Below are 23,932 nucleotides of genomic sequence, written 5' to 3'. Positions count from 1 at the left end.
CTTGACTATCGGTCGCCGACCATGCGCGTCGCTTGGGCCTCATGCGCACCCCGTCGTGCAGCGCGCGCGCAGGCGTGAAAGCCGATGGCGAAGCTGAATCCGCGCATTCCCACTCGGAATCTCCACGACGCCTCTGCTAACGTCGGCTAGTCCGTCTTGGGAGGGGAAGCCCATCCGTCGTCTGCGTAGCCCTGCCCGTCTGGCGCTGCTGGTACTGCTGCTGGGATTGGCCGGCGCGGTGATGGTGGGCTTGCGCCAGCATTCCGGGAACCAGGAGCGCACCCAGCGCCTGCTCGACCGCCTGGTGCAGAACGCGGCGGCCGACTTGGCCGTGCGTTTCCAGACCTATGAGTACGGCCTGCGCGGGGCGCGCGGCGCGGTCATCGGCGCCGGCGGATCGATCAATCGCGAACGTTTCCACCGCTACATGGAGTCGCGCGAAGTCGCGCACGAATTCCCCGGCACGCGCGGCTTCGGCTACATCGTGCGGGTGCCGGCCGGTCGCGAATCCTCGTTCCTGGCCGGGCTGCGCGCCGAAGGCCTGCGCGACGTCAAGGTCCAGCAGCTCGCCCCGCACAAGGGCGAGAAGTTCCTGATCAAGTACATCGAACCGGAAGCCGGCAACCGCGTCGCGTTCGGCCTGGATATCGCCTCCGAGCGCAATCGCCGCGAAGCCGCGCTGGCCTCGCTCAAGAGCGGCCGTCCGACCCTGACCGGACCGATCACCCTGGTCCAGGCCAAGGGCAAGCCCAACCGCAGCATGCTGTTCCTGCTGCCGGTGTACGAAGGCACGCAGAACCGCGCTCCGGCGCAGGCCGAAGCGGCGGGCATCGGCTGGGTCTACGCGCCGCTGGTCACCGACGAGATCCTGGCCGACTTCGGCGCGACCCATGCCGACTACGGCTTCGCCCTCACCGACGTCACCGACCCGGCGCGCAGCGAGCGCATCTACGCATCCGACGGTGCCGCCGACGGCATCGACGAAAGCCGCTCGCGCTCGCAGGTGCTGCCGATGTACGGGCGCCAGTGGCGCCTGGATGTCGAAGCCCAGCCGGCGACCATCGCCGCGCTGGACCTGCCGCAGCCGCTGCGCGTGGCCGCGTCGATCGCCGCCCTGGGCGCGCTGCTGGCGGTGATGCTGTACGTGTTCCTGGGCGCGAACGAACGCAAGCGCCGCTCGATCGCGCAGAGCGCGCGCCTGGCGGCGATCGTGGAAAGCTCGCACGACGCCATCATCGGCACCTCGCCCGACGGCCGCGTGACCGAGTGGAACCGCGCCGCCGAGCAGATGTTCGGCTACAAGGCCGAGGAGGCGATCGGGCGCTCCCTGGTCGAACTGGTGGTGCCGTTCGAACGCATACGCGAGGACGGCCAGATCCTGCAGCGTGCTCTGGCGGGCGAGGAAGCGGTTGCGATCGAGACCATCCGCCGCCACCAGAATGGCTCGCTGCTGTACGTGGAGATTTCCGCCGCGCCGATCCGCAGCGGCAGTGGGCGCGTGGTCGGCGTGGCCTCGACCCTGCGCGACATCGCCGAGCGCAAGGAATCGCAGGCCGAGATCATGCAGCTCAACGCGACGCTGGAGCACCAGGTCGAGGAGCGCACCGCCGAGCTGCAGGCCTACTCGGCGCTGCAGCGCGCGATCCTGGCCAACGCCGGCTACGCCATCATCGCCTCCGACCCGGAAGGCAGGATCACCCTGTTCAATCCCGCGGCCGAGGCGATCCTGGGCTACGCCGCGGACGAAGTGGTCGGGATCGAAACCCCGGCGCTGTTCCACGACCCGATCGAAATGGCCGAGCGCGCGCACACGCTGCAGATGGAGCTGGGCCGGCGCATCGATCCGGGCTTCGAGGTGTTCGTGGCCAAGGCGCGGATCGAGCCCGATTCCAACGAGTGGACCTACATCACCAAGAGCGGCGAGCGCATCCCGGTACTGCTCAACGTCAGCGCCCTGCGCAAGAGCGACGGTGAAGTGGTCGGCTACCTCGGCATCGCCGTCGACCTGCGCGAGCGCAAGCGCCGCGAAGCCGCGCTGGAGACCAACGAGCGCAAGCTGCGCGGTCTGTTCGAACTGTCGCCGCTGGGCATCGCCCTGACCGACGAGAGCGGCCGCTTCGTCGAGTTCAACGAGGAGTTCCGCACCCTCACCGGCTACACCGACCAGGAACTGCGCACGCTCGACCAGGGCAAGATCACGCCCAAGGAGTACGAGCAGCAGGAGAGGGCGGTCCTGCGCACCCTGCAGAGCAGCGGCCGCTATGGCCCTTATGAGAAGCAGTTCGTGCGCCGGGACGGCGGGCGCGTGCCGGTGCGCTTGAACGGCGTGGCGCTGCGCATCGACGGCAGGCCTTATACCTGGTCGATCGCCGAAGACATCACCGTGCAGCGCACCGCCGAGGCGGCGATGGTGGATGCCGTCGCGGCGGCGGAGGCGGCGAGCAAGGCCAAGAGCGATTTCCTGGCCAACATGAGCCACGAGATACGCACGCCGATGAACGCGATCCTGGGCATGCTGCAGTTGCTGCAGAAGACCAGCCTGGACCTGCGCCAGTTCGACTACGTCAACAAGACCGAGACCGCAGCCAAGACCCTGCTCGGCATCCTCAACGACATCCTCGATTTCTCCAAGATCGAAGCCGGCCGGCAGACCCTGGAGTCGCACGAGTTCGAGCTGGAGCAGGTGCTGCGCGACATCTCGGTGATCCTGAGCGCCAACGTCGGCGACAAGGACATCGAGATCGTGTTCGACATCGACGAACGCGTGCCCAAACGCGTGGTCGGCGATTCGCTGCGCCTGCAGCAGGTGCTGATCAACCTGGTCGGCAACGCGATCAAGTTCACCCACTACGGCGAAGTGGTGCTGATGGTGCGCGTGTCCGCACGCGACGAAAGCCGGGTGTCGCTGGCGTTCGAAGTGCGCGACAGCGGCATCGGCATCGCCGAGGACAAGCTGGCCGCGATCTTCGAAGGCTTTTCGCAGGCCGAGGCCTCGACCACCCGCCGCTTCGGCGGCACCGGCCTGGGCCTGGCGATCAGCCAGCGCCTGGTGCGCCTGATGGGCGGCGAGCTGGGGGTGGAAAGCGAACGCGGCCGCGGCAGCCGCTTCTTCTTCGACATCGCCCTGGATCTGCCCAGCGAGCCGTCCCAGGCCGCGGCCGGGCCGCCGGAACGGCTGCGCGAACTGCGCGCGCTGGTGGTGGACGACAACGACAGCGCGCGCAACGCGATCCTGGCGATGGTGCAGTCGATCGGCTGGAAGGCCGACGCCGCGCGCAGCGGCGAGGAAGCGCTGGAGTTCGTCGAACGCGCCGCCGGCGAAGGTCCGCCCTACGAGGTGATCTTCCTCGACTGGCGCATGCCGGGGCTGGACGGCTGGGAGACCGGCCGCCGCATCCGCGAGCTGATCGGCGGCACTCAGGCCCCGCTGATCGTGATGGTCACCGCGCACGGCCGCGAGATGCTGGTCGAGCGCCTGGGCCGCGAACAGACGGTGCTGGACGGTTTCCTGATGAAGCCGGTGACGGTGGCGATGCTGATCGACGCGGTCGCCGACGCGCGCTCCGGCCAGGGCCTGCCGCCGCCGCTGCCGGATCCGGCGCCGCTGCAGGCCTCGCGCAATCGCCTGGCCGGCATGTCGCTGCTGGTGGTCGAGGACAACCCGACCAACCAGCAGGTGGTGACCGATCTGCTCGAAAGCGAAGGCGCGCGCGTGGCGGTGGCCGGCGGCGGCGCCAAGGCCTTGCAGATGCTGGGCGGCCAGGGCGGCAAGTACCACGTCGTGCTGATGGACATCCAGATGCCGGACATGGACGGCTACACCGCGACCCGGCGCATCCGCAGCAATCTCGGCCTGAACAAGCTGCCGATCATCGCCATGACCGCCAACGTGCTGCCGTCCGACCGCGAAGCCTGCCTGGCCGCAGGCATGAACGACCACCTCGGCAAGCCTTTCGATCTGGACACCCTGGTCGAACGCCTGCTGCATTGGACCGGGAGCGCGGCGAACGGCGCGCCGCCGACATTGCCGCCCGCGTCGAACGACGCGGCCGCATCGCCGATCCGGCCTGCGACCGGCGAGGGCGCGCGAGCGCCGGTCCAGCCTGCGTCCAATGACGACACCGCGGCGCCGCCGGTTCCGGCGAAGTCCACGACTGTCGAGCCGGCGACGACGGAAACCAAGCCCGCGGAATCGGACTCCACGGTATCCGCGCCCGCGGAATCCGCATCCACTGAAGTCGCATCTACGGAGTCCGCATCCACGGAGTCCGAACCCGCCGCCGCGTCCGCACAGTCGGCACCGCCGCCGCCGGCAGCCAGCGATGCCGCACTGGCGGTGATGCCGCCCAGCGCGGAGCCGCCGAGCGACGAGCGACCCGCCCCGGCATCCCCCAAGCCGACGAAGACCGCGAAGTCTGCGAATGGCGAGCCCCCCGTGCTGGATTGGCAAGCCGCGCTGGCCCGCTTCGGCGGCAAGCGCCACGTCTACGCCGACGTGCTGCGCGGCTTCCCCGACGGCGGCACCCAGATCATGGGCGAACTCGCGACCGCGCTGCGTTCCAAACGGCGCGAAGACGCCATGCGCGAGCTGCATACGCTCCGCGGTGTGGCCGCCACGGTCGGCGCGATGCGCCTGGCGCAGTTGGCCGAACTGCAGGAAAAAGCCATCGCCGGCGCCGGCGACGACTGGCTGCGGACCCTGCAGTTGGGCGCCTTGCGCGGTGCCTTGAATGACGCCGCCGCAGACGTGCGCGAGCGCCTGGGAGCGCTGGACGCCGAGCAGCCGCCGCCCGATGCCGACGCCGCGCCGCTGCCGCGACCGACCCTGCAGCGCCTGCGCGACCTGCTGATCGCCTCCAACCTGGGCGCGCTGGACGTATTCCACTCTCTGGAAGCGGGATTGGCCCGCCACCACCCGGGCGAGCATCGGCAGATGGCCGCTGCCCTGGCCCAGTTCGACTTCGCCACGGCAGCCGAGCTCTGCGGTCGCCTGCTGGCCCGATCGGAATGACAAGGATATGAGCGTGATTTTGTTCGACGTAGAAGCCTTGCCAGGAACGGCGACCGCTTCGCGACGTGCGCGATTGCTGGTCGTGGACGACCAGCCGATCAACATCCGCGCCCTGTATGAGGTGTTTTCGCCCGACCACGACGTGTTCATGGCCACCAACGGCGCCCAGGCCCTGGAGTTCTGCCAGCAGACTCCGCCGGACCTGGTGTTGCTGGACGTGGTCATGCCCGACCTCAGCGGTCTGGAGGTCTGCCGCGCGCTCAAGGCCGATTCTAAAACCCAGAGCATCCCGGTGATCTTCGTCACCAGCCTGGACGATCCGGCCGAGGAGGCCGCGTGCTGGGATGCCGGCGGGGTCGACTTCATCACCAAGCCGATCAATGCCTTGACCGTGCGCAACCGCGTGCGCGCGCATCTGACGCTGAAGCACCAGTCGGACCTGCTGCGGCGCATGGCCTGGGTCGACGGCCTCACCGGCGTCGCCAACCGGCGCCAGTTCGACGAGCGCCTGGTGCGCGAATGGCAGCGCTGCCGCCGCGGCGGCCAGCCGCTGTCGGCCGGCATCATCGATATCGACCACTTCAAGGCCTACAACGACACCTACGGCCATCTCGCCGGCGACGATTGCCTGCGTCAGGTCGCTGCGGCGATCGAACGCAGCCTGGCGCGGCCGGGCGATCTGGTCGCGCGTACCGGCGGCGAGGAATTCACCTGCCTCTTGCCCGAGGTCGATCTGCAAGGCGCGCGGATCGCGGTCGAGAACGTCGAACGCGCGGTACGCGCGCTCGGCATCTCGCATTCGGCCAGCGAACACGGCATGGTCACGGTGAGCATCGGCATCGCCACCGCGCTGCCGGCCGGCGAGGAGACCGCCGAAAGCCTGCTGAAGCGCGCCGACAACGGTCTGTACAGCGCCAAACGCGCCGGCCGCGCACGCGTGCGCAGCGACGAGGATCCGCCGGTCGCCAGCCCCTGAGCGCTCGGCGGCGCACGCTTTCGCCCGAACGCAGGCGCAGGTCTAGATTCAGGTGGTCCGATGCGGCGACCAGCACAAGCGGAAATCGAGAGATACGGCGGGCCGGCCCATGCGCGCCGGCGCCGCGCTGGCTAAGCTGCGGATCCGATCGCGGAGGACGACGATGACACGGCTGTCGATACGGCGCAGCGACGCTGCGATGCGCCTGGTTTCCAAGCAGCCGGCTCCGATGCGCACGGGCGCGGATGTCGGCGCGGCGATGTCCGCATGAGTGGCGCCGGGCGCGTCCCGGAACGCTTGAGCTGGATGGCGGACGTGCTCGATCCGCAGCCCGCCGATGCGGTACTGGAACTGGGCTGCGGCAACGGCACGCTGGCCGCGCTGCTGCTGCCGCGGCTGTCGCGCGGGCGTTATCTCGGGATCGACCGTTCCTCTAGCGCGATCGCGGCGGCGGTGTGGCGCAACTCCGACGCGGTGGCTTCGGGGGCGGCGAGTTTCCGCGTCGCCGATATTGCCAAGGCCGATTTTGCCAAGGCTGAACTCGCGAAGGCCGAGCCCGGCCAAGCCTACCAACGCATCGTCGCGGTCAACCTCAACCTGTTCTGGACCGGCGACGCGCCGGAGCTGTCGCGCCTGCGCGGGCTGCTCGCGCCGCAGGGCCGCTTGTATCTGGCCTATCAGCCGCCAAGCGCGGACGCTCTGATCAAGATCGAAGCCATGCTGCGGCAGAACCTGGAGCGCGAGGCGTATGCGATCGAACGGGTAGCGCGCGCGCCTATGCGGCCGATAGGCCAGATACAACCGGCGCTGTGCGTGGTTGCGCGCGCCGTCTGAGCCGCGCTCAGGCCTTGGCCGACAACCAGCGCTGGATCAGCGAGGCGAGCGTCGCCGCCGCCGTAGCCTCGTCGACGCGGCCGCGCTGCCATTCCTGCGCGATCGCATCGCCGGCTCCGATGATGCCCACGCAGCGCAGATGCAATTCCTGCGCCGATAGCGAGGAATAGGGCGCCAAGGCCTCGCGGTAGCGCGCGACGTAGTCGTCGATCAGGCGCTGGTGTTCGCGTTCCATCGCTTCGTCGCCCTTGAGTGCGGCGGCGATCGCCGGGTACTCCGGACCGGCCGTGGTGTAGCAACGCAGATACGCCTCGGCGAGCACGCGTGCCGCGTCGGCGAGCCTGCGCGGCAGGCGCTCGAAGCTGAGTTCCAGCGCCGCGACCTGACGTTCGTCGATGCGCCGGTACAGCGCGATCAGCAGACCGGAGCGGGTCTGGAAATGCTCGTAGGCGATCGGCTTGCTCACGCCTGCGCGTTCGGCCAGGTAGGCCAGGGTCAGGGCGTCGCTGCCTTGCTCGCGCACGATCGCGAACGCCGTGTCGAGCAACTGCTCGCGCCGTTCGGCCTTGGGAAGTCGTCGGGTGGTCGTCTCGCTCATGGAACGCTGTACCGCCGGGTGGCGGGCTGCCGTGGCGCTGCGGCGAGCGTACATTACCAATCRTAACTTACCAATCGTAGTTTGTCGCCGTAGCGGCAACCACCCGAACCCAGGAGTCCACCCATGTCCGCACACCCACTCGCCCCGGTCCTGATCGTCGGCGGCTCCGGCGTCGTCGGCAGTCAGGCCGCGCAGGCCCTGCGCCGCCTGCACCCGGCGCTGCCGATCGCGATCGGCGGCCGCGACCTCGCCAAGGCGCAAGCGGTCGCCGCTGCGGTCGGCGGCGCCGAGGCGACTGCGATCGATCTGCAACGCGCCGATCTCGGCCTGCCCGAGACCGCGCGCTACGGCGCCGTGATCGTGTTCGTGAAGGACGCGAGTTTGAACACCCTGAAGTACGCCCAGGCGCACGGCCTGCCTTACCTGAGCACGTCGAGCGGTTCGTTCGAAATCGCGCCCGAAGTCGCGCGTTACATCCGCACCCCGGCCGGCGCGCCGATCCTGCTCGCCAGCCACTGGCTGGCCGGCGCCGCGACCCTGCCTGCGTTGCACTACGCGCGCGAATTCGCCCGGATCGAGCGCTTCGACCTCTCGGCCCTGCTCGACGAACAGGACATGGGCGGTCCCGCCGCCTACGCCGACTACGAACGCCTGACCACCGCCGCCGGCGCGCAGGTGCTGGAAGACGGGCAATGGCGCTGGCTGCGCGGCGACGAAGCGGTGCGCGACATCGTCAGCGTCGACGGCGAGACGGTGCAGGCCGCCGCGTACTCGCCGCTGGACGTGGTCAGTCTGGCGGCCGCGACCGACGCCCGCTGGATCCGCCTCGACATGGGCCTGGGCGTTACCGCCAGTCGCCGCCGCGGCGAAGCGTACTCGACCGAAATCGCGATCTCGATCGAAGGCACCGGCCACGACGGCGAGCCCTTGCGCGTGCGCCACGAGCTGGTGCACCCGGCCGGGCAGGCGCCGCTGACCGCGCTGAGCATCGCGCTCGGCGTCGAGCGTCTGCTGGGTCTGGCCGGTGGCGCGCCGGTCGCGCCGGGACTGTACTTCCCCGATACCCTGATCGAACCGGACTACTACCTGCAGCGCTTGCAGGAGGCCGGTGTGCGAACGCGACGCGCATGATCCTCGCTGGCGGTCGCCGCGCGCGGCGGCCGTCGGCGCGACGACATGGGTTGCGCACGCTCGGTGACAGCGGCCACGGAATCGGTGGATACTCGGTCACAGTCGGCCCGCTGGGGAAGCGTCCGGCGCCCGCGCTTACCGTCTCCCGGACAGAGGTCCGGACGTACTCCTACCCGACCGCAAGGACAGGCCGTCAATGAGCAAGATCGCGATTCCCGATCTGGTCGAGAAGCTGGCCGGCGTCGCCGCCAAGCCGCTCAAGGATTCATCGGTCAAGACCGAACTGCTGGACTACGCCAAGGGCGTGGACACCACCGCGCAGAGCGGCAGCATCAAGGCGGTATTCGGCGCCTCCGCCGCGGCCGCGATCCACCTGTACAACAGCGCCGACGACGCCGACGAAGACGGCGTGATCGGCAGCCGCGCCGACGCGTCCGATCCGGCCAAGGCGACCACCGACTGGCGCCCGCAGCTCGCGTTCCAGGCGGGCAGCGCCTGGCTCAAGTATTCGCTGGCCGCCTCCGCGACGGCCAAGGCCACCGGCAAGATCGGCACCGCCGGCGGCAGCATCGCCGGCGATCGCTCGCTGCGCCTGCTTTGCTACAAGCGCCACGACGCCGGCGACCGCATCGGCGACGCGATCCTGTCCGACATCGACGAAATCGCCAGCGTCCTGTCCGCGTCCGACATCGCCACGCTGGAGGTCGGCGAAGCGGTCGCGCTGAAGGCGCGCGGCAAACTCACCGCCACCCTCAGCGTGAGCTGGTCGGACATCTTCTCGACGTCGCTGCACGGCCTGGCCGACGTGCTCGGCGCCAGCCAGACCGGTGCCTTCCTGGTCAACATCGGCGCCAGCGCCGGTGCCAGCTTCACCGCCACCGTCGACGACGATTTCAGCCTGTGTTTCGTGCGCGAAAAGGCCTCCGGCGAGCGCGCGTTCCGGGTCGCGCTGCGCAAGAGCGTGGTCCACGACGATCGTTTCGAGGCCAAGGCCGGCGTCCAGATCGAGTTCGCCGACCCCGCCGCGGTGGAGAAGGTGCTGAGCTCGGTCATGGCCGGCGTGCTCGATGCGCCGACCGCCGCCTTGAAGGCGATCGACGATGCGACCTCGCTGGACCGGATCCCCGAGCAATACCAGCCCATCGTCACCGCGCTGGCCGAGCGCTTCGGCCTGGAAGACCTGAACCCGCTGCAGCCGCTGAAGAAGAAGCTGCAGGAACTCACCGCGCTGCTCAGCGAGCGCATCGCCCAGATCGCCAAGACCAAGGTCGCCCTGGGCTTCACCTACGAGTACACGCGCCTGGCCAGCGAGGCTTCGCTGCTCGAAGCCACATTGTCGGAAGAGGCGCTGTCGCGCCTGCACGGCGCGCTGCTGGCCTTCGACTTCGCCCGCGTGCTGAACTACGGCGGCTCCGGCTATGCGCTGGACTTCTACCTGCACCAGAAGACCGTCGAGCGCGTGCGCGCCTGGGGTTTCAGCCTCGGCGTCGGCACCTGGTTCAACCTCAAGAGCAAGCAGGAGCGCAAGGACCGTTTCGTCAGCCGCCGCTATGTGTCGCCGGCCGGGGAAGCGCTGACCCGCGCCTATCTGGGCAGCACCCAGTACAGCGCCAACGCCAACACCTGGAATACCGACTACGGCGCTACCTTCAAAGCCGACCTGGAGGAGGCGCGCGCGCCGCAACAGACCGCTGCGCGCGACTTCAAGTGCGGCCTGCAGCTGTGGTGGGAGGAGAGCCGGATCAAGACCGCGAGCGAACTGCCGCGGGTGGTCGACGACGCGGTGCTGTGGGGCGTGATCGATGCGGCCGCGGCGCCGGCGCTGCACGCGCAGCTGCACGGCGTGCTCGGCGCCGTCGGCGAGTGCAAGCCGCGCCTGAGCCTGATGCTCAGCGACCACGGCCTGCGCCAGGCCATGCGGGTGTTCGCCCAGGCCGACGACGCGGCCTGGGCGCGCCACGTGGCGCGCGCGCTGCCCTGGTACGCCAAGCAATCGGCGCGCGCGAGCTGCGCCAGCCGCGAAGCGGTCTATGCGCCGCTGTTCGAGGGCTACCGCCGCCGCCCGGACGCCAGCGGCACCGCGCTCAAGCAACTGATCGCCAAGAGCCTGCGCGATTACGGCGGCGGCCTGGCCGGGCAGGAGTCGATCGGCGAAACGCCGTGGACCGTCTACCAGGTGCTGCTGCGCTCGGATATCGAGCATCGTCGCTTCTGGAACCGCTGGGAACGCCTGCGCAGCGGCGCGACACGCATGACCGACCTGCTGGACGTGCGCGGCGACTGGAACGACTTCGACGACAACTTCGCGATGCTGCGCGGCGTGTTCGAGCAGACCTTCCTGATCCGCGCGGCGGCCAGTCTGCTCGCCAGCGAACTGCCGGCTTCGGTCAACGACGGCCGCGCCCGCGCCGCCACGCTGACCATCGCCTACCGCGACGGCAATCAGGACAAGAGCCTGGTGGTGGGAGGACGGGGCTGAACCACGGTCCCGGTTGCGCGAGTCCTTAGGGAGGAGGGGCGGACATGCACGTAGTGCTGAACCTGTGGTCGATGGTGTGGCCGGGCCTGAGCCTGCTGGCGGTGCTCGGCCTGTTCTGGTTCGGCGTGCGCATGATCGCCGGCTGGCTGGTGCGACCGCTCGACACCGTGTTGAGCCTGCAACCGGCCGCGTCCGGCCCAGCCGACACCCTGGTCGTCGCCGTGCACGGCATGCCCGGCCTGCGGAATTTCGGCGGCGCGCTGGATCTGATCGCACAGACCCTGCCGGACGCGGACCGCCTGATCGTCGACTATCGCGGCGGCTGGGTGCGCGGCTACACCAGCAACGCCGACGCGCTGGCGATCGCCGACGTGATCGAGCAGGGCATCCACGCCGAATGCAAGCGCGGCGGGTACCGGCGCGTGATCCTGATCGGCTACAGCGCCGGCGCCTCGCTGCTGCGCAAAGCGCTGGTGTGGGGTTACGGCGAGGAGCAGGATCGCGGCGCCTACGGCCGCCGCGGCAAGCGCGAATGGGTGGACAGGACCGAGCGCCTGGTTCTGCTGGCGGGCATGAATCGCGGTTGGAGCGTGGAGCCGCGCCCCGCGCTGATGTCCTGGCCGACCTACCTCTATATCCGCCTGTGCCAGGTCGTCGGCCATTCCCTGGGGATCGGTCGGCTGATCTCGGCCATGCATCGCGGCTCGCCCTTCATCGCCGACACGCGCGTGCAGTGGGTGCGCCTGGCCCGCTCCGAAGCGGTGCTGCAGGGGCAGCTGCATTTTCCGCAGGTGATCCAGATCATCGGCAGCGAGGACGACGTGGTGTCCAAGGAGGACGGCCAGGACCTGGTCGCCACCGCCGGCACCGTGTTCAAGACCCTGGCGCAGACCGGGCACGCGGAAATCGGCGGTGCGCTGGAGGCGGCCGGCGGCCAGGCAGTCGAACAACGCCGCAAGGCGATCGCGCTGGCGCTGCTGGGCAAGCTCGACGAGCTCGAACCGGACCTGGTCGAGTTCAAGGAAGACCGCGACGTCACCCGCCTGGTCTACGTCATGCACGGCATCCGCGACCTGGGCGAGTGGACCGACAAGGTCCGCGACGAGGTCCGGCGCCGCTACGAGACCAGCGGCGAGAAGGTCGCGGTGTTCAGTGCCAAGTACGGCCGCTTCCCGATGGCGCGCTTCCTGCTGCCCTTCGACCGCCAGCGCAACGTGCGCGATTTCATGGACCGCTACACCGAACACCTGGCGCGTTATCCGAACGCCGAGTCGATGGACTACGTCGGCCATAGCAACGGCACCTACATCTTGGCCAGCGCGCTGCTGCGTTATGTGACGGTGCGGGTGCGGCGGGTGTTCTTCGCCGGCAGCGTCATGCCGTACGGCTATCCCTGGGTCGAGCTGGTCGATGCCGGCCGGGTCGAGAGCGTGGTCAACGTGGTCGCCACCCGCGACTGGGTGGTGGCGATCTTCCCCAAGATGTTCCAGCAGCTGGCGGATCTTTTCCGGCTCGACAACCGCAAGGGGCTGCTGGATCTCGGCGGCGCCGGTTTCGACGGCTTCGCCGCGTCCGGCATGACCGCGGCGGTGGACAACCTGGAGTACTCGCGCGGCGCGCATTCCACCGGCGTGGCGGTCGACGATCCGGCCAAGCTCGGCGCGATCGGCGCCTACGTGGTCGACGGCGACCGTTCTAGTCTGCGCACCTTCGAGGCGGCCAAGAGCAAGAACGCGCTGCTCGCTGTGGTGTCCACCCTGTGCGCGTTCGTGTGGGTCGGACTGCTGGCGGCGCTGTCGGCGCTGGGCTACGCGGTGTTCCTGTACTTCGGCGGCGGCAGCGTCCTGCTGGGCGGCATCGCGGTGGCGCTGTACCTGCTGGTGGTGATCCTGCTGCTGTACTGGATCTGATCGCCGCCGCCGTCGCGGCGGCGGCTTAGGTCAGCAGACCATCCATCGCCCGCACCGCGCGGCTGTCCGGGAACACGTGGTTTTCCAGCGCGTTCTCGGGCACCCGCAGGTGCGCGGCCAACAGGCCTTTGAACAGGCCGCGCAGGTCGCTGGTCGCGCGCAGGTCGCGGCCTTCGTTGAGCGCGCCGGGCGCCAGTCCCGGCCAGTCGCCGGCGATGCGGCCGCCCTTGACCGCGCCACCGGCCAGCAGCGCCAGGCCGCCGGTGCCGTGGTCGGTGCCGGCGGTGCCGTTGACCGCGGCGGTGCGGCCGAACTCGCTGACGATCGCAACGACCGTGCGCTCCCAGATCGGCGCGGCGCCGTCCTGGAAGGCGCGCAGGCCGGCATCGAGTTCGCCGAGCTTGCGCGTCAGCACCGCGGCCTGGTTGCTGTGGGTGTCCCAGCCCGAATCCTCGACGAAGCCCAGACGCGGGCCATCGGCGGCGGCCATGAACTTCGCCGCCGCCGCCATGGCCTGCGGCAAGCGGCCGCCGCGCGCGTTTCCGGCGGCCATGCCGGTGCCCTGGTTTCCTGATGCGTTGTCGAGCGCGCGCGCGAACGCGCCCGACAGGCGCGGGTCGGCCGCGTACAGCGGCTGCAGACGCTGCAGCAGGATCGGATTGACGTCCTCGGGCAACGGCGGCGACCAGGTCGTGACGGCGCCGGGGCCGCGCATGATCAGCGGCATCACCGCGGTCACCGACAGCGCTTCGCCGCCGCGCAGGGATTCGGCGCAGCGGTTGAGCCAGCCGGTGGCGGCGCCGCTGGCGCTGGCGGTGCCGTTCTCCAGGCAGTCCTGGGCTTCGAAATGCGAGCGCTGGCGATACGGCGGCGCGATCGCGAGCACCGGCAGCAGTTCCCCGCGGCCGTACAGCGTGTGCGCGAACGCCAGCGAGGGGTGCAGGGCGAAGTCGCCGTTCAGTGGGCGCGCATCCTGCGGGACCAAGGCGCCACGCAGGCGCGCGTAGGCCGCGTCGTCGCGCGGCGGCAGCACATGCAGGCCGTCGACGCCGCCGCGCAGCAGCACCACCAGCAGGCGGGTGTCGGCGGAGGCGGCGCTCGCGCTCAGGCCCGGCCACAGGCTGAGCGCGGTGACCGCGCCGGCCGCTCCGATGAAATGGCGTCGGCTCAGTCTCATCTCAGCTTCTCCATTGGAAGGCAGGGCTGGCGAACAGCAGCGCCAGTCCGTCGCGCGGGGATTCGGCGCGCCGCAGTGCGTCCAGGGTGTCGGCGTCGGCACGATCGGCGAACACCTCGCGGGCGGTCGCGAGTGCGTCCACGCGGACCTCGGGCGCGGACTCGGACAGGCTCTGCGCGGCCTGCACGCGTTTCCACAAGGCGTCCGGTCCGCTCCATTCGGCGGCCTCGTCGGCGTAGCCGGCGGGCGAGCGCGGGGTGAACGGCGGTTGGCCCATGCGTGCGAGCAGGCCGATCAGGGCGCGCGGTTTCTCGCCTGGGGTGGCGCCGCTGACGCGCAGCGCCGACACCACGAAATCGTCCGGCGTCTTGAACTTGCGCGCGTCCTCGCTCCAGGCCTCGGGCGCGTCGATCAGGGCCGCATAGACGGTGGGCAGGTCGCCGCCGCTGCGCTGCCAGGCCGCGCTCAGGCGCGCGACCAGCGCCGGCGCCGGCGCGTCGCCGACGAAATGGCGGGCAAGCTTGTACGACAGATGGCGCGCGGTGGACGGATGCACCGCCAGGTCGCTCAGGATCGCGCGGCCCTGTTCCAGTCCGCCCTCGGTATAGCGGCGCCCGATCACGCTGCGCGCGCCGCCTTCGTGCGCGGCGGCGCGGAACACGAACGCCGAACGCGCGTCGCCGGCCGCGAGTTCGCGCGGCAGGGGCACGCCCCAGCCGGTGATCGCGCGCGCCAGCTCGGTCACGTCGGCCTGGGCGTAGCCGCCGTCGACGCCGAGGGTGTGCAGCTCCAGGATCTCGCGCGCGAGGTTTTCGTTCAGGCCGACCTCGCGCTTGGGCGCCTGCGCGTCCGCGCGCGCCATGCGCCGGCGCGCGCGCTGCGCATAAGGCGAATCGCCGCCGACCGAGCGCACGTTGTCGAGGTAGCGCAGCATGCCCGGGTGCGATTCGACCGCGATCAGCAGATCGGCGTAGCGCGACAGCAGGTGCGGGCGGATCGCCTCGCGCTCCATCGGCGCGGCGTACAGGGAGGCGGCGCGCTTGTCGATCGAGATCGCGAAATGGTTGGACCAGAACCGCACCAGGCGCTCGACGAAGCCGCGTTCGCTGGCGACCGCGACCCGGTAGCGGCGGCCGAACTCGCGCAGTTGGTCGTCGCGGAAGCGCTGGCCGAAATTGGCGACCTCATCGGCGCCCTCGCCCTGGCGGCGCGCGGCCCGGCGTTCGCGGTAGTAGTCGGCCTCGCGGCGGACGTAGTCCAGGCTGGTGGGCAGGTCGGCGAACTGCGCCTGCGCGCCGTCGCCGCGCAACTGCGCGTGCAGCCAGCCGCGCGGGTCGGCGATCCGCGCCAACTGGCCCGGCGCCGCGCCCAGGCCGAAACGATTGACCGCGCTCACGCTTTCGCGAGTGCCCATGCCGCGCTCTCCCTCGGGGTCCGTCATGACAACGCAGGAGCGCGGCGCCGGTTGACGCGGATCGGGACGCGGATCGGGACGCGGCGCCGGGCGGGGCGGGGCGGAAACGCGGCCGCCGCCCCTACACCTGCGGGCCGGCATCGCGTAGGGTTGCGAGCAGTCGGCGCGCCGCGCCGCGCAACCGCAGGCCCGCGCCCGGCGCGTGGCCAGGAGACCGTGGCAATGCAGAGCGAACCGCAAGACCTACATCGCGGCCTGGGCGAGCGCCATATCCGCCTGATGGCGCTGGGCGCCGCGATCGGCGTCGGCCTGTTCCTGGGCTCGGCCAACGCGATCAAGCTGGCCGGTCCCGGCATCCTGCTCGCCTACCTGCTCGGCGGCGCGGCGATCTTCATCATCATGCGCGCGCTGGGCGAGATGGCCGTGCACAACCCGGTCGCCGGCTCGTTCAGCCGCTACGCGCAGGACTACCTGGGCCCGCTGTCGGGCTACCTCACCGGCTGGAACTACTGGTTCCTGTGGCTGGTGACCTGCGTGGCCGAGATCACCGCGGTCGGCATCTATATGCAGATCTGGTTCCCGGGCACGCCGCAGTGGGCCTGGGCGCTGGCGGCATTGGCGGCGATGGGCTCGGTCAACCTGATCGCGGTGCGCGCCTACGGCGAGTTCGAATTCTGGTTCGCGATGATCAAGGTCGTGACCATCGTGCTGATGATCGTCGGCGGCCTGGGCATGATCGTGTTCGGCTTCGGCAACCACGGCGTCGCCACCGGCATCTCCAACCTGTGGTCGCACGGGGGCTTCTTCCCCAACGGCGCCAAGGGCGTGCTGATGTCGCTGCAGATGGTGATGTTCGCCTACCTGGGCGTGGAGATGATCGGCCTGACCGCGGGCGAGGCCGCGAACCCGAAGAAGTCGATCCCGGACGCGATCAACTCGGTGTTCTGGCGGATCGTGATCTTCTACGTCGGCGCGCTGTTCGTGATCCTGTCGATCTATCCCTGGAACGAGCTGGGCACCACCGGCAGCCCGTTCGTGATGACTTTCGAGCGCCTGGGCATCCGCGAAGCCGCCGGCATCATCAACTTCGTGGTCCTGACCGCGGCGCTGTCGTCGTGCAACAGCGGCATCTTCAGCACCGCGCGCATGCTCTACAACCTGGGCCTGCAGGGCCAGGCGCCGCGCACCTTCGCCCAGACCTCGGCCGGCGGCGTGCCGCGCAAGGCGGTGCTGGTGTCGGTGACGGTGCTGCTGTTCGGCGTGCTGCTGAACTACCTGGTGCCGGAGAAGGTGTTCGTCTGGGTGACCTCGATCTCGACCTTCGGCGCGATCTGGACCTGGGCGGTGATCCTGCTGTCGCACCGCAAGTTCCGCGCCGGCCTGAGCCCGGCGCAGCGCGACGGCCTGGAGTTCAAGATGCCGCTGTATCCGGTCGGCACCTGGATCGCGCTGGCTTTCCTGGTGCTGGTGGTCGGCCTGATGGCCTACTTCCCCGACACCCGCATCGCCCTGTTCGTGGGCCCGGCCTTCCTGATCCTGCTGGTGGTGCTGTATTACGCGCTGGGACTGGGCAAGCGCGCGGCGGCGGTCGAATCGCGCTGAGGTTCGCGCGAGGCTGCGGCGCTTTAGGGTAGGAGCGGCGTAAGCCGCAACCGCGAACCGACGGCCGCGGCGCAATCCGGAAACACCGCGCACGGCCGCCCAACGCGGTCGTCGCGCTCGCCACCGCCCCGGCAGGGCGGTCGCGTACGGACTTATTCCTTCGCCGGCGTCAGGAAGTAGGCGACCACTTCGCCCTTGACCTTGACCGTCATCGGATTGCCGCGACGGTCCAGGGCCTTGCCCACCGGTACCCGCACCCAGCCTTCGCTGACGCAGTATTCCTCGACGTTGTGGCGCTCCTGGCCGTTGAAGCGGATGCCGATGCCGCGCTCGAGCAGGGAATCGTCGTGGAAGGGGCTGCGCGGGTCGTTGGACAGGCGGTCGGGCGGGGTATCGGTCATCGTCGGCATCGCTGAGGCAGGTGGTACCGGCGCAGGGCGCGGGCTGGGATCGCGGCGCGCACGGGGCAGCGCCGGCTGCACAGGATACGCGCCGCGCCGGCCGCGGTCGCCTCAGGCCGGTCGCTGCAGCTCGAGCGCGGTCAGCGGCCGGATCGCGTCGATCTCGTCCAGCCACAGGTCGTGCACGCGGCTGGCGTCGCCGCCTAGCGGCTCTTCCAGCCGCAGCACCCCGTTCAGACCTTCGACATCGCCCGGGCCGTAGAACGACTGCAGGCTCGGCAGGGCCGCGACCACGCCGCGCAGCACGCGGCCGTCGTGCAGGCTCAGTTCGACCCGGGCGTCGTCGCGCAGGCTGGCGATGCGCGCTTCCAGGCGGGCGATGTCGGCGGGCGCGGAATAGACATGGTCGGCGTTGCGGGACATGGCGGCGGCCTCGGTCGGTATGCGCCGACTCTAGTCGCGCACCGCGCAAGCGCAGGTGAAGCGCGGTGGACCCGGCGCCGCCGACCTCGCAGAATCCGGGCAGGCGCGGCCCGGCTTTCCAAGGCCGCGGCCAAGCCTCATCCTGCCCGCCCCCACCCGACGCGACGCGCCCATGAACGCACCCGACGACGACTACGACGGCGACGATTACGGCGACGGTTACGACAGCGACCTCGACGAAGCCGGATCCGAAGCCCTGGTCTGGCAGCTGTTGCTGCTGATCAACCCCGGCGACGAGGAATCGGCGCTGCAGCAGTTCGCCGACTACCGCGAGGCGCTGAACGAGGCCGGCGGCGAAACCGACGAGCCGATATGGCTGATCAAGGACGCGATCGACTGGAAGGCCGGCTACTACGTCGACTGGAAGGACAGCGAATCCTTCATCGACAGCATCAACGAGCTGGCCGCGCGCTGGAACCTGCGCATCGACTGGGGTACCGACGACACCGCCGATCCGGAGTTCCTGGACGGCACCGACATCCCGGCGCTGATGGCGACCGCGCACGACCGCCTGCGCGAGCACGGCTACACCCTGTGGACCTGGAACACCGGCGCCGACAGCTATGCCGGCTGGATCGCGCTGCGCCGCGACGACGAGGGCCTGCAGATGCTGGCGACCGCGCTCGGGATCGAGGCGCGGCCGGGCAGCGACGCGTTCTGAGCCGGCGGCAGGCCCGGCTCAGCCCGCCGGATCGGCCTCGGCGCCGCCGCGCTGGAGCGGATCGGGCAGGGCCTCGCCGTTGCGGCTGAAGGCCAGCGAGACCGAATTCAGGCAGTGGCGCTCGCCGGTCGGCGGCGGGCCGTCCGGGAACACATGGCCGAGGTGGCTGCCGCAGCGCGCGCAGACGATCTCCTCGCGGACCATGCCGTAGCTGGTGTCGCGCACCACCCTGACGTGCGCCGGGTCGTAGGGGGCGAAGAAGCTGGGCCAGCCGGTGCCGGAGTCGAACTTGGTGCTGGAGCGGAACAGCGGCAGGCCGCAGAACCGGCAGGTGTAGACTCCGTCGAGCTTGTTGTCGAGGAACACCCCGCAGAACGGGGCCTCGGTGCCGTGGTGCAGCAGCACCTCGCGCTCCTCCCCGCTCAGGCCTTCGGCGAGTTCGCGGCGCTGGGCGTCGCTGGGCGGGGTCAGGTCGAAGGCGGTCATCGCGGGCTCCGGACGGCGGTAGTGCCCCAGATGGTACGCAAGCCCGCTCTGGCTGGGGTGGAGGGCGCGGAAACGGTGCTTCCCGTCCCTGTTCAGCTGAACGGACGACAAATTTTACGGCGAAGGTATTGCAATCCGCTCAGGAGCGAACTAGGGTATCGAGTGCTGTGTTCGTCAAGGGTCACCATGAACCGTGGCCCGATGCCGTAGATCCCAGATCCGCCCATCGTTGCACCTGGCTTCCTCCTTGCAACCAGCATCACGGCCGCTTAGGCGGCAATTCCCATTACGTTTCAAGGAGCAAGCAAAATGTCGAACCGTGAATTCGGTACGGTCAAGTGGTTCAACGATGCCAAGGGCTTCGGCTTCATCAGCCGTGAGAACGGCGAAGACGTGTTCGTGCACTTCCGCGCGATCGAGTCGCAGGGCTTCAAGAGCCTGCAGGAAGGCCAGAAGGTCTCCTTCACCGTCACCCAGGGCCAGAAGGGCCTGCAGGCTGAATCGGTGCAGGCGGTCTGAACCGCTTATCGGGCCGCGCCTCCGGGCGCGATCCGAAACGAAAAACCCGGCTTCGGCCGGGTTTTTTGTTTTCTGGGGTCCTGGCCTGGGCGCTGTCCGGCCGGTGACTCAGGCCGGCGCGCGACTCAAGCCGGCGCGGCCGCCGTCATCGTGACCGTGGCCCGGCGCAGTGCGCGCAGCAGCAATACCGCGCTGAGGATGGCCTGCAGGGTCACCGAGGCCACCGACACCAGCCACAGCTGGCGCAGCTCGAAGCCCGGCTGGCTCGACAGCCACACCGCCGGCACCACGAAGGTCAGCAGGCGGCTGGCGCTGCTGAGAAAGGCGGGCAGGGTGTTGCCCAGGGCCTGGAACATGCCCGAGCAGGTGAAGATCAGCCCTGAGGCGACGAAGTTCAGGGAAATGATGCTCAGGAACTGCACCGCGACCGCGATCACCGTGGTTTCCTGGGTGAAGGCGCCGACCAGCCAGTCCGGCCGCCACTGGCACAGCGCGGTCAGGCCCAGCATCAGCACGGTGCCGATCGCGACCGCGGCCTGGAAGGTCGCGCGCACCCGCTCGGGCCGGCGCGCGCCGACGTTCTGACCGGCCACGGGCGCGGTCGCGAAGGCCACCGCCATCGCCGGCAGGAAGATCGCCTGCATCACCCGCTGGCCGATGCCGAAACCGGCCTGGGCCTCGGCGCCGAAGCCGCGGATCACCCAATAGATCACCGCCATGTAGACGAACATCAGCGCGAACTCGCCGCCCGGCGGCAGGCCGATGTGCAGGATGCGCTTCCACACCGCGAGCCGGGCGTGGAACTGGCTGGGGTCGAAGCCGACGTACTTTTCCAGGCGCGCGAAGTACAGCGCCATCATCACCACGCCCGCGGCGACCGAGATCGAGGTCGCCAGGCCCGCGCCGGCCACGCCCATCGGCTTGCCGGTCAGCCAGCCGGCGATCAGCACCGGCGCCAGGATCGCGTTGAGGACCACGGTCAGCATCTGCACGACCATGGTCGGCTTGGCGATGCCGGTGCCGCGCAGCGCCGAACCCATCGCGATCTGGGCGAACTGCAGCGCCAGGCCGGGCAGGAACCAGTAGAGGTAATCGATGCCGGCCTGGGTGGTCGCCGCATCGGCGCCGAGCGTGCGCATATAGGCGCCGCCCAGCGCGTAGCCGCCGACCAGGGTGACCGCGGTGCAGGTCAGCGCCAGCAGCAGGCTCTGGTTGAACACCAGGTTGGCGTCCTCGCGGTCCTTGCGCCCGACCGCGTGCGAGATCAGCGCCATCGTGCCCACGCCCAGGATCTGGGTCAGCGCCATCACGATGAACTGCACATTGCCGGCCGCGCCGACGCCGGCGATCGCGGCATCGCCCAGGCGCGCGACGAAGTACAGATCGATCAGGAAATACAGGGTCTGGAACAGCATGCCGATCATGATCGGCGCGGCCATCCGCACGACGTGCTTGGGGATGGAGCCTTGGGTCAGGTCCTGCATGGCGGTTCCGGCGTGTGCGACCCGCGGACGTTAGCGCGCGCCGACGCTGCGCGCCATGGCCGCAAGGCACGGTTCGGCGCAAATCCGCTGCGGGCGTCGTCGCCTACGCGGCGGCATTCGGACGTCGGAACACGATCAGCTTGCCGGTGAAGGCTTGCACGACTTCGCCGCGCTGGTTGCGGGTCTCGTTGCGGACCACGACCAGGCCGCGGTCCGGACGCGAACGCGACGCCGCGACTTCGACGATCTCGCTGTGCACCCGCAGGGTATCGCCCGGCCGGGTCGGGCGCGGCCAGGCGATCTCGGCGCCGGCGCCGATCAGGCCGCCTGCGGGTATGCCGCGATCGACCAGCAGGCGCATGGTGATCGCCGCGGTGTGCCAGCCGCTCGCGGCCAGGCCTTCGAACAGGCTTGCGCGCGCGGCTTCGTCGTCGAGGTGGAAGGGCTGCGGGTCGAACTCGCGCGCGAAGGCTTTGATCTGCGCTTCGCTGACGGTGCAGGTGGCGGTTTCGAAACGCTGGCCGACCGCGAGGTCGTCCAGGTACAGGCCGTCGTCGGGGGTGTCGGTGTGCATGCGCGATCCTCGTTCAGGCCTTGCGTTCGAACACCAGCAGGGTCGAAGTCGCCGAGGCGTACAGGCGGCCCTGGGCATCGGTGAGCTTGCCCTCGGCGAAGGCGACGCGCTTGCCGATCGACAGCAGCTTGGCTTCGGCGCGCACCGGACCGGTGTCGGAGGTCATGGCGCGGTGATAGGCGATCTTGAGCTCCAGCGTCGTATAGGCCTGCTCGGCGCTGAGTGCGCTGTGCGCGGCGCAGCCGCAGGCCGAGTCGAGCAGGGTCGCGGCGTAGCCGCCGTGGATCACGCCCAAGGGGTTGTACGCGTGCGGGCCGGGCGTGCCGGCGAACACCGCGCGTCCTTCGTCGACCTCGGTGAGGATGAAGCCCAGGGTCTCGCCGATCGGCGGCGGGCGGCCGGCGGCGAGCAGGGCGCGCAGGGTATCCAGGCCGTTGAGGCCGCGCAGGGCTTCGAGTTCGAACACATTCACGGTCATCACGGGGGTTTCCGATAGTGGGGATGTCAGCGGGAGGGGATGGAAGCCGATACCGCCTGCAGCACTTCCTGCGACAGGCCCGGATCGTCGACCGCGCGCGCCAGCACCAGCGCGCCGACCAGGCTGGCCAGGGTCGCCAGCGCGCGCTCGCGGCGCGCGGCGCGGCTGCGGCCCGGCAGCAGCGGCGTCAGCAGTTCCAGGTAAGAACTCAGCGCCCGCCCCAGGCTGCGCCGCACCGGCGGCTGCAGGCGCGCGGCGTCGGCGCCCAAGGCGGCGAAGGTGCAGCCGCGCCCGGGCTGGTCGCGGTGCGCGGTGGACAGGTAGGCGGCGGCGATGTTCTGCAGCGCGTGCTCGGGATCGCGTTCGATCAGCTGGCTCCAGTACGCCAGAGACCCGCTCACGGCGTGTTCGCAGGCCTGCGCCATCAGGTCCTGCTTGGAGTCGAAATGGCCGTAGAAACCGCCGTGGGTGAGGCCGGCGTCCTGCATCAGTTCGGCGATGCCGATGCCGTCGTAGCCGCGTTCGCGGAACAGCCGGGCGGCGGCGCCGACGATGCGTGCGCGGTTTTCGGCGGCCTGTTCGCGGCTGACTTTCATGGCTGGGCTCCGCCGGACCGCGTCCGGGCCTGGTCGGGCGATGCTAGCAATATTCATGATGATCGACATTTAAATCCGACGGGCGGCCGGCCCGTCCGGCGCGTCTGTCCGAAAGGCGGGCGACGCGCGCGCTGGCGCCGGTCGCCGCAATTCGCGTCTAATCCGGAAGCCGGCGGAGCGCGCCGGCTCACGACACGGAATTGCGATGCGCCTGCCTGCCGCTGTTTTCCTCGCCACCGCAGTCTGTGCCGTCACCGCGGCGGCCGCGTCCACGCGCGCACCCGCGCCCGCGGCGCATTGCCTGGACGCGCGCGCGATGGGCGAAGTACGGCAGGCGTCGGAGCGCACCCTGGCGGTACTGCAGAACGACGGCCGCCGTTTTCGCGTCGATCTGAACGAGGACTGCCCGGCCGCGGGCGCGGATGCGCAGGCCAGCGTGCTCGCGCGCGAGGGCTGGGTCTGCGGCACCGGCAACGAGTACGTGCGCAGCGGGCAGCGTCTGTGCCCGGTGGCCGCGGTCGCCGAGATCGATGCCAAGGACTACGCCGCGCTGGCGCTGGCCAGTCACCGCCGCCATGGCGACGTCGCCACGCTGGACACGGTCGAGGTGCGCGCCGAGAAGCGCCGCGGCTTCGGCGGCTCGGTGTCGTACTGCCTCAACCCGCGTTACATGCGCGGCTGGAACGAGGACGGCAAGGGCCTGGTGGTGGAAGTCTCGCCGCAGCGCTCCGGCGGCCATCGTTACTACCGGGTCGAACTCGCGCACAGCTGCCCGGAATTGTTCGATGCCACCACCATCGAACTGCGTTCGGGCATGGGTATCAGCGCCGTCTGCGGCAATCCCGGCGATGTGGTCGCGGTGGTGCCGGAAATGCGCGCCGGCGAAGGCATCGCGCGCAGCGGCGGCGCGCTGTCGCGGATCAGCTGCCCGATCGCCTCGGTATATCCGGTCGAAAAATAGGCGCTCGCGATACCGCGCTGTCGCGATCGAATTCACGTTCGCGCGATGCCTTCGTTAGCGTCGCGTGCATGCGTCGTGAAGCAGCGCGACTGAATGGGCGATGTTCACCGTCGGTTGGCGTGCGTGTGACAAGAGTCGGACACCGTCCCCACAGGAG

20 protein-coding genes are annotated in these 23,932 nt (G+C 69.9%); 10 read left to right on the top strand and 10 right to left on the bottom strand.

Features of this window, described 5'->3' with window-relative positions; translation table 11 throughout:
• Positions 1–250: 250 nt before the first annotated feature.
• From ASD78_RS09425 to ASD78_RS09415, 3 genes are all read left to right on the top strand, one after another.
• Entirely contained in the window at positions 251–5,011 is a 4,761-nt protein-coding gene (locus ASD78_RS09425; RefSeq protein WP_162250153.1) for a PAS domain S-box protein, read from the top strand.
• A gap of 7 nt (positions 5,012–5,018) precedes the next feature.
• Positions 5,019–5,987, top strand: a complete 969-nt coding sequence (locus ASD78_RS09420) for a diguanylate cyclase (protein ID WP_055904726.1) — start codon at positions 5,019–5,021, stop codon at positions 5,985–5,987.
• A gap of 306 nt (positions 5,988–6,293) precedes the next feature.
• Positions 6,294–6,821, top strand: a complete 528-nt coding sequence (locus ASD78_RS09415; RefSeq protein WP_056100573.1) for a class I SAM-dependent methyltransferase — start codon at positions 6,294–6,296, stop codon at positions 6,819–6,821.
• A 7-nt stretch (positions 6,822–6,828) separates the two neighbouring features.
• On the opposite strand, the gene ASD78_RS09410 is transcribed toward ASD78_RS09415, so the two are convergent.
• Positions 6,829–7,419, bottom strand: a complete 591-nt coding sequence (locus ASD78_RS09410) for a TetR/AcrR family transcriptional regulator (protein ID WP_056100569.1) — start codon at positions 7,417–7,419, stop codon at positions 6,829–6,831.
• Between the two features lie 123 nt (positions 7,420–7,542).
• On the opposite strand from ASD78_RS09410, the gene ASD78_RS09405 reads away from it, so the two are divergent.
• The 3 genes from ASD78_RS09405 (at position 7,543) to ASD78_RS09395 (ending at position 12,939) form a co-directional block, all read left to right on the top strand.
• A complete protein-coding gene (locus ASD78_RS09405; protein ID WP_056100567.1) occupies positions 7,543–8,550 on the top strand; it encodes a hypothetical protein in 1,008 nt (335 codons plus the stop codon).
• A 196-nt stretch (positions 8,551–8,746) separates the two neighbouring features.
• Positions 8,747–11,029, top strand: coding sequence for a hypothetical protein (locus ASD78_RS09400; RefSeq protein WP_056100564.1), 2,283 nt, complete (start codon positions 8,747–8,749; stop codon positions 11,027–11,029).
• Positions 11,030–11,073: 44 nt separating this feature from the next.
• Positions 11,074–12,939, top strand: coding sequence for a hypothetical protein (locus tag ASD78_RS09395; protein ID WP_056100561.1), 1,866 nt, complete (start codon positions 11,074–11,076; stop codon positions 12,937–12,939).
• Positions 12,940–12,964: 25 nt separating this feature from the next.
• Here ASD78_RS09395 and ASD78_RS09390 read toward each other — a convergent pair whose 3' ends face one another.
• The gene (locus tag ASD78_RS09390) at positions 12,965–14,116 is read right to left on the bottom strand and encodes a DUF1501 domain-containing protein (protein ID WP_056100558.1); all 1,152 of its coding nucleotides are present in this window, start codon (positions 14,114–14,116) and stop codon (positions 12,965–12,967) included.
• Between the two features lies 1 nt (position 14,117).
• A complete protein-coding gene (locus tag ASD78_RS09385) occupies positions 14,118–15,530 on the bottom strand; it encodes a DUF1800 domain-containing protein (RefSeq protein ID WP_056100555.1) in 1,413 nt (470 codons plus the stop codon).
• Between the two features lie 222 nt (positions 15,531–15,752).
• On the opposite strand from ASD78_RS09385, the gene ASD78_RS09380 reads away from it, so the two are divergent.
• Positions 15,753–17,132: an amino acid permease gene (locus tag ASD78_RS09380; protein WP_055904702.1), complete on the top strand. Its 1,380-nt coding sequence runs from the start codon at positions 15,753–15,755 to the stop codon at positions 17,130–17,132.
• A 152-nt stretch (positions 17,133–17,284) separates the two neighbouring features.
• Here the strand turns inward: ASD78_RS09380 and ASD78_RS09375 are convergent, their stop codons facing one another.
• Both ASD78_RS09375 and ASD78_RS09370 read right to left on the bottom strand, forming a co-directional pair.
• Complete coding sequence (locus tag ASD78_RS09375) at positions 17,285–17,533, bottom strand: DUF3297 family protein (protein ID WP_055904699.1); 249 nt, start codon at positions 17,531–17,533, stop codon at positions 17,285–17,287.
• A 111-nt stretch (positions 17,534–17,644) separates the two neighbouring features.
• Positions 17,645–17,956 (bottom strand): DUF3247 family protein, encoded by a 312-nt coding sequence (locus ASD78_RS09370; protein ID WP_055904696.1) that lies wholly within the window; start codon positions 17,954–17,956, stop codon positions 17,645–17,647.
• 172 nt (positions 17,957–18,128) lie between these two features.
• Between ASD78_RS09370 and ASD78_RS09365 the strand changes: the two genes are divergently transcribed.
• A complete protein-coding gene (locus tag ASD78_RS09365; protein WP_055904693.1) occupies positions 18,129–18,677 on the top strand; it encodes a hypothetical protein in 549 nt (182 codons plus the stop codon).
• Between the two features lie 18 nt (positions 18,678–18,695).
• Here ASD78_RS09365 and msrB read toward each other — a convergent pair whose 3' ends face one another.
• Positions 18,696–19,163, bottom strand: coding sequence for a peptide-methionine (R)-S-oxide reductase MsrB (msrB, locus tag ASD78_RS09360; protein ID WP_056100552.1), 468 nt, complete (start codon positions 19,161–19,163; stop codon positions 18,696–18,698).
• A 309-nt stretch (positions 19,164–19,472) separates the two neighbouring features.
• On the opposite strand from msrB, the gene ASD78_RS09355 reads away from it, so the two are divergent.
• Positions 19,473–19,682: a cold-shock protein gene (locus tag ASD78_RS09355; RefSeq protein ID WP_055904688.1), complete on the top strand. Its 210-nt coding sequence runs from the start codon at positions 19,473–19,475 to the stop codon at positions 19,680–19,682.
• A gap of 125 nt (positions 19,683–19,807) precedes the next feature.
• On the opposite strand, the gene ASD78_RS09350 is transcribed toward ASD78_RS09355, so the two are convergent.
• From ASD78_RS09350 to ASD78_RS09335, 4 genes are all read right to left on the bottom strand, one after another.
• Positions 19,808–21,166 carry an MATE family efflux transporter gene (locus tag ASD78_RS09350; RefSeq protein ID WP_056100549.1) on the bottom strand — a complete coding sequence of 453 codons (1,359 nt, stop codon included), beginning with the start codon at positions 21,164–21,166 and terminating at the stop codon, positions 19,808–19,810.
• Positions 21,167–21,269: 103 nt separating this feature from the next.
• Positions 21,270–21,740: a MaoC family dehydratase gene (locus ASD78_RS09345; protein WP_055904677.1), complete on the bottom strand. Its 471-nt coding sequence runs from the start codon at positions 21,738–21,740 to the stop codon at positions 21,270–21,272.
• Positions 21,741–21,753: 13 nt separating this feature from the next.
• Positions 21,754–22,218: a PaaI family thioesterase gene (locus tag ASD78_RS09340; RefSeq protein WP_056100546.1), complete on the bottom strand. Its 465-nt coding sequence runs from the start codon at positions 22,216–22,218 to the stop codon at positions 21,754–21,756.
• Between the two features lie 26 nt (positions 22,219–22,244).
• Entirely contained in the window at positions 22,245–22,814 is a 570-nt protein-coding gene (locus tag ASD78_RS09335) for a TetR/AcrR family transcriptional regulator (protein WP_056100543.1), read from the bottom strand.
• 205 nt (positions 22,815–23,019) lie between these two features.
• Here ASD78_RS09335 and ASD78_RS09330 point away from each other — a divergent pair, with 205 nt between their 5' ends.
• Positions 23,020–23,775, top strand: coding sequence for a hypothetical protein (locus ASD78_RS09330; protein ID WP_056100541.1), 756 nt, complete (start codon positions 23,020–23,022; stop codon positions 23,773–23,775).
• Positions 23,776–23,932: the final 157 nt, after the last annotated feature.

The sequence above is a fragment of the Lysobacter sp. Root667 genome, assembly GCF_001427715.1.
In the GTDB taxonomy this organism is placed as follows: Bacteria; Pseudomonadota; Gammaproteobacteria; order Xanthomonadales; family Xanthomonadaceae; genus Lysobacter.
This window is presented reverse-complemented; position numbering and strand designations above follow the sequence as displayed.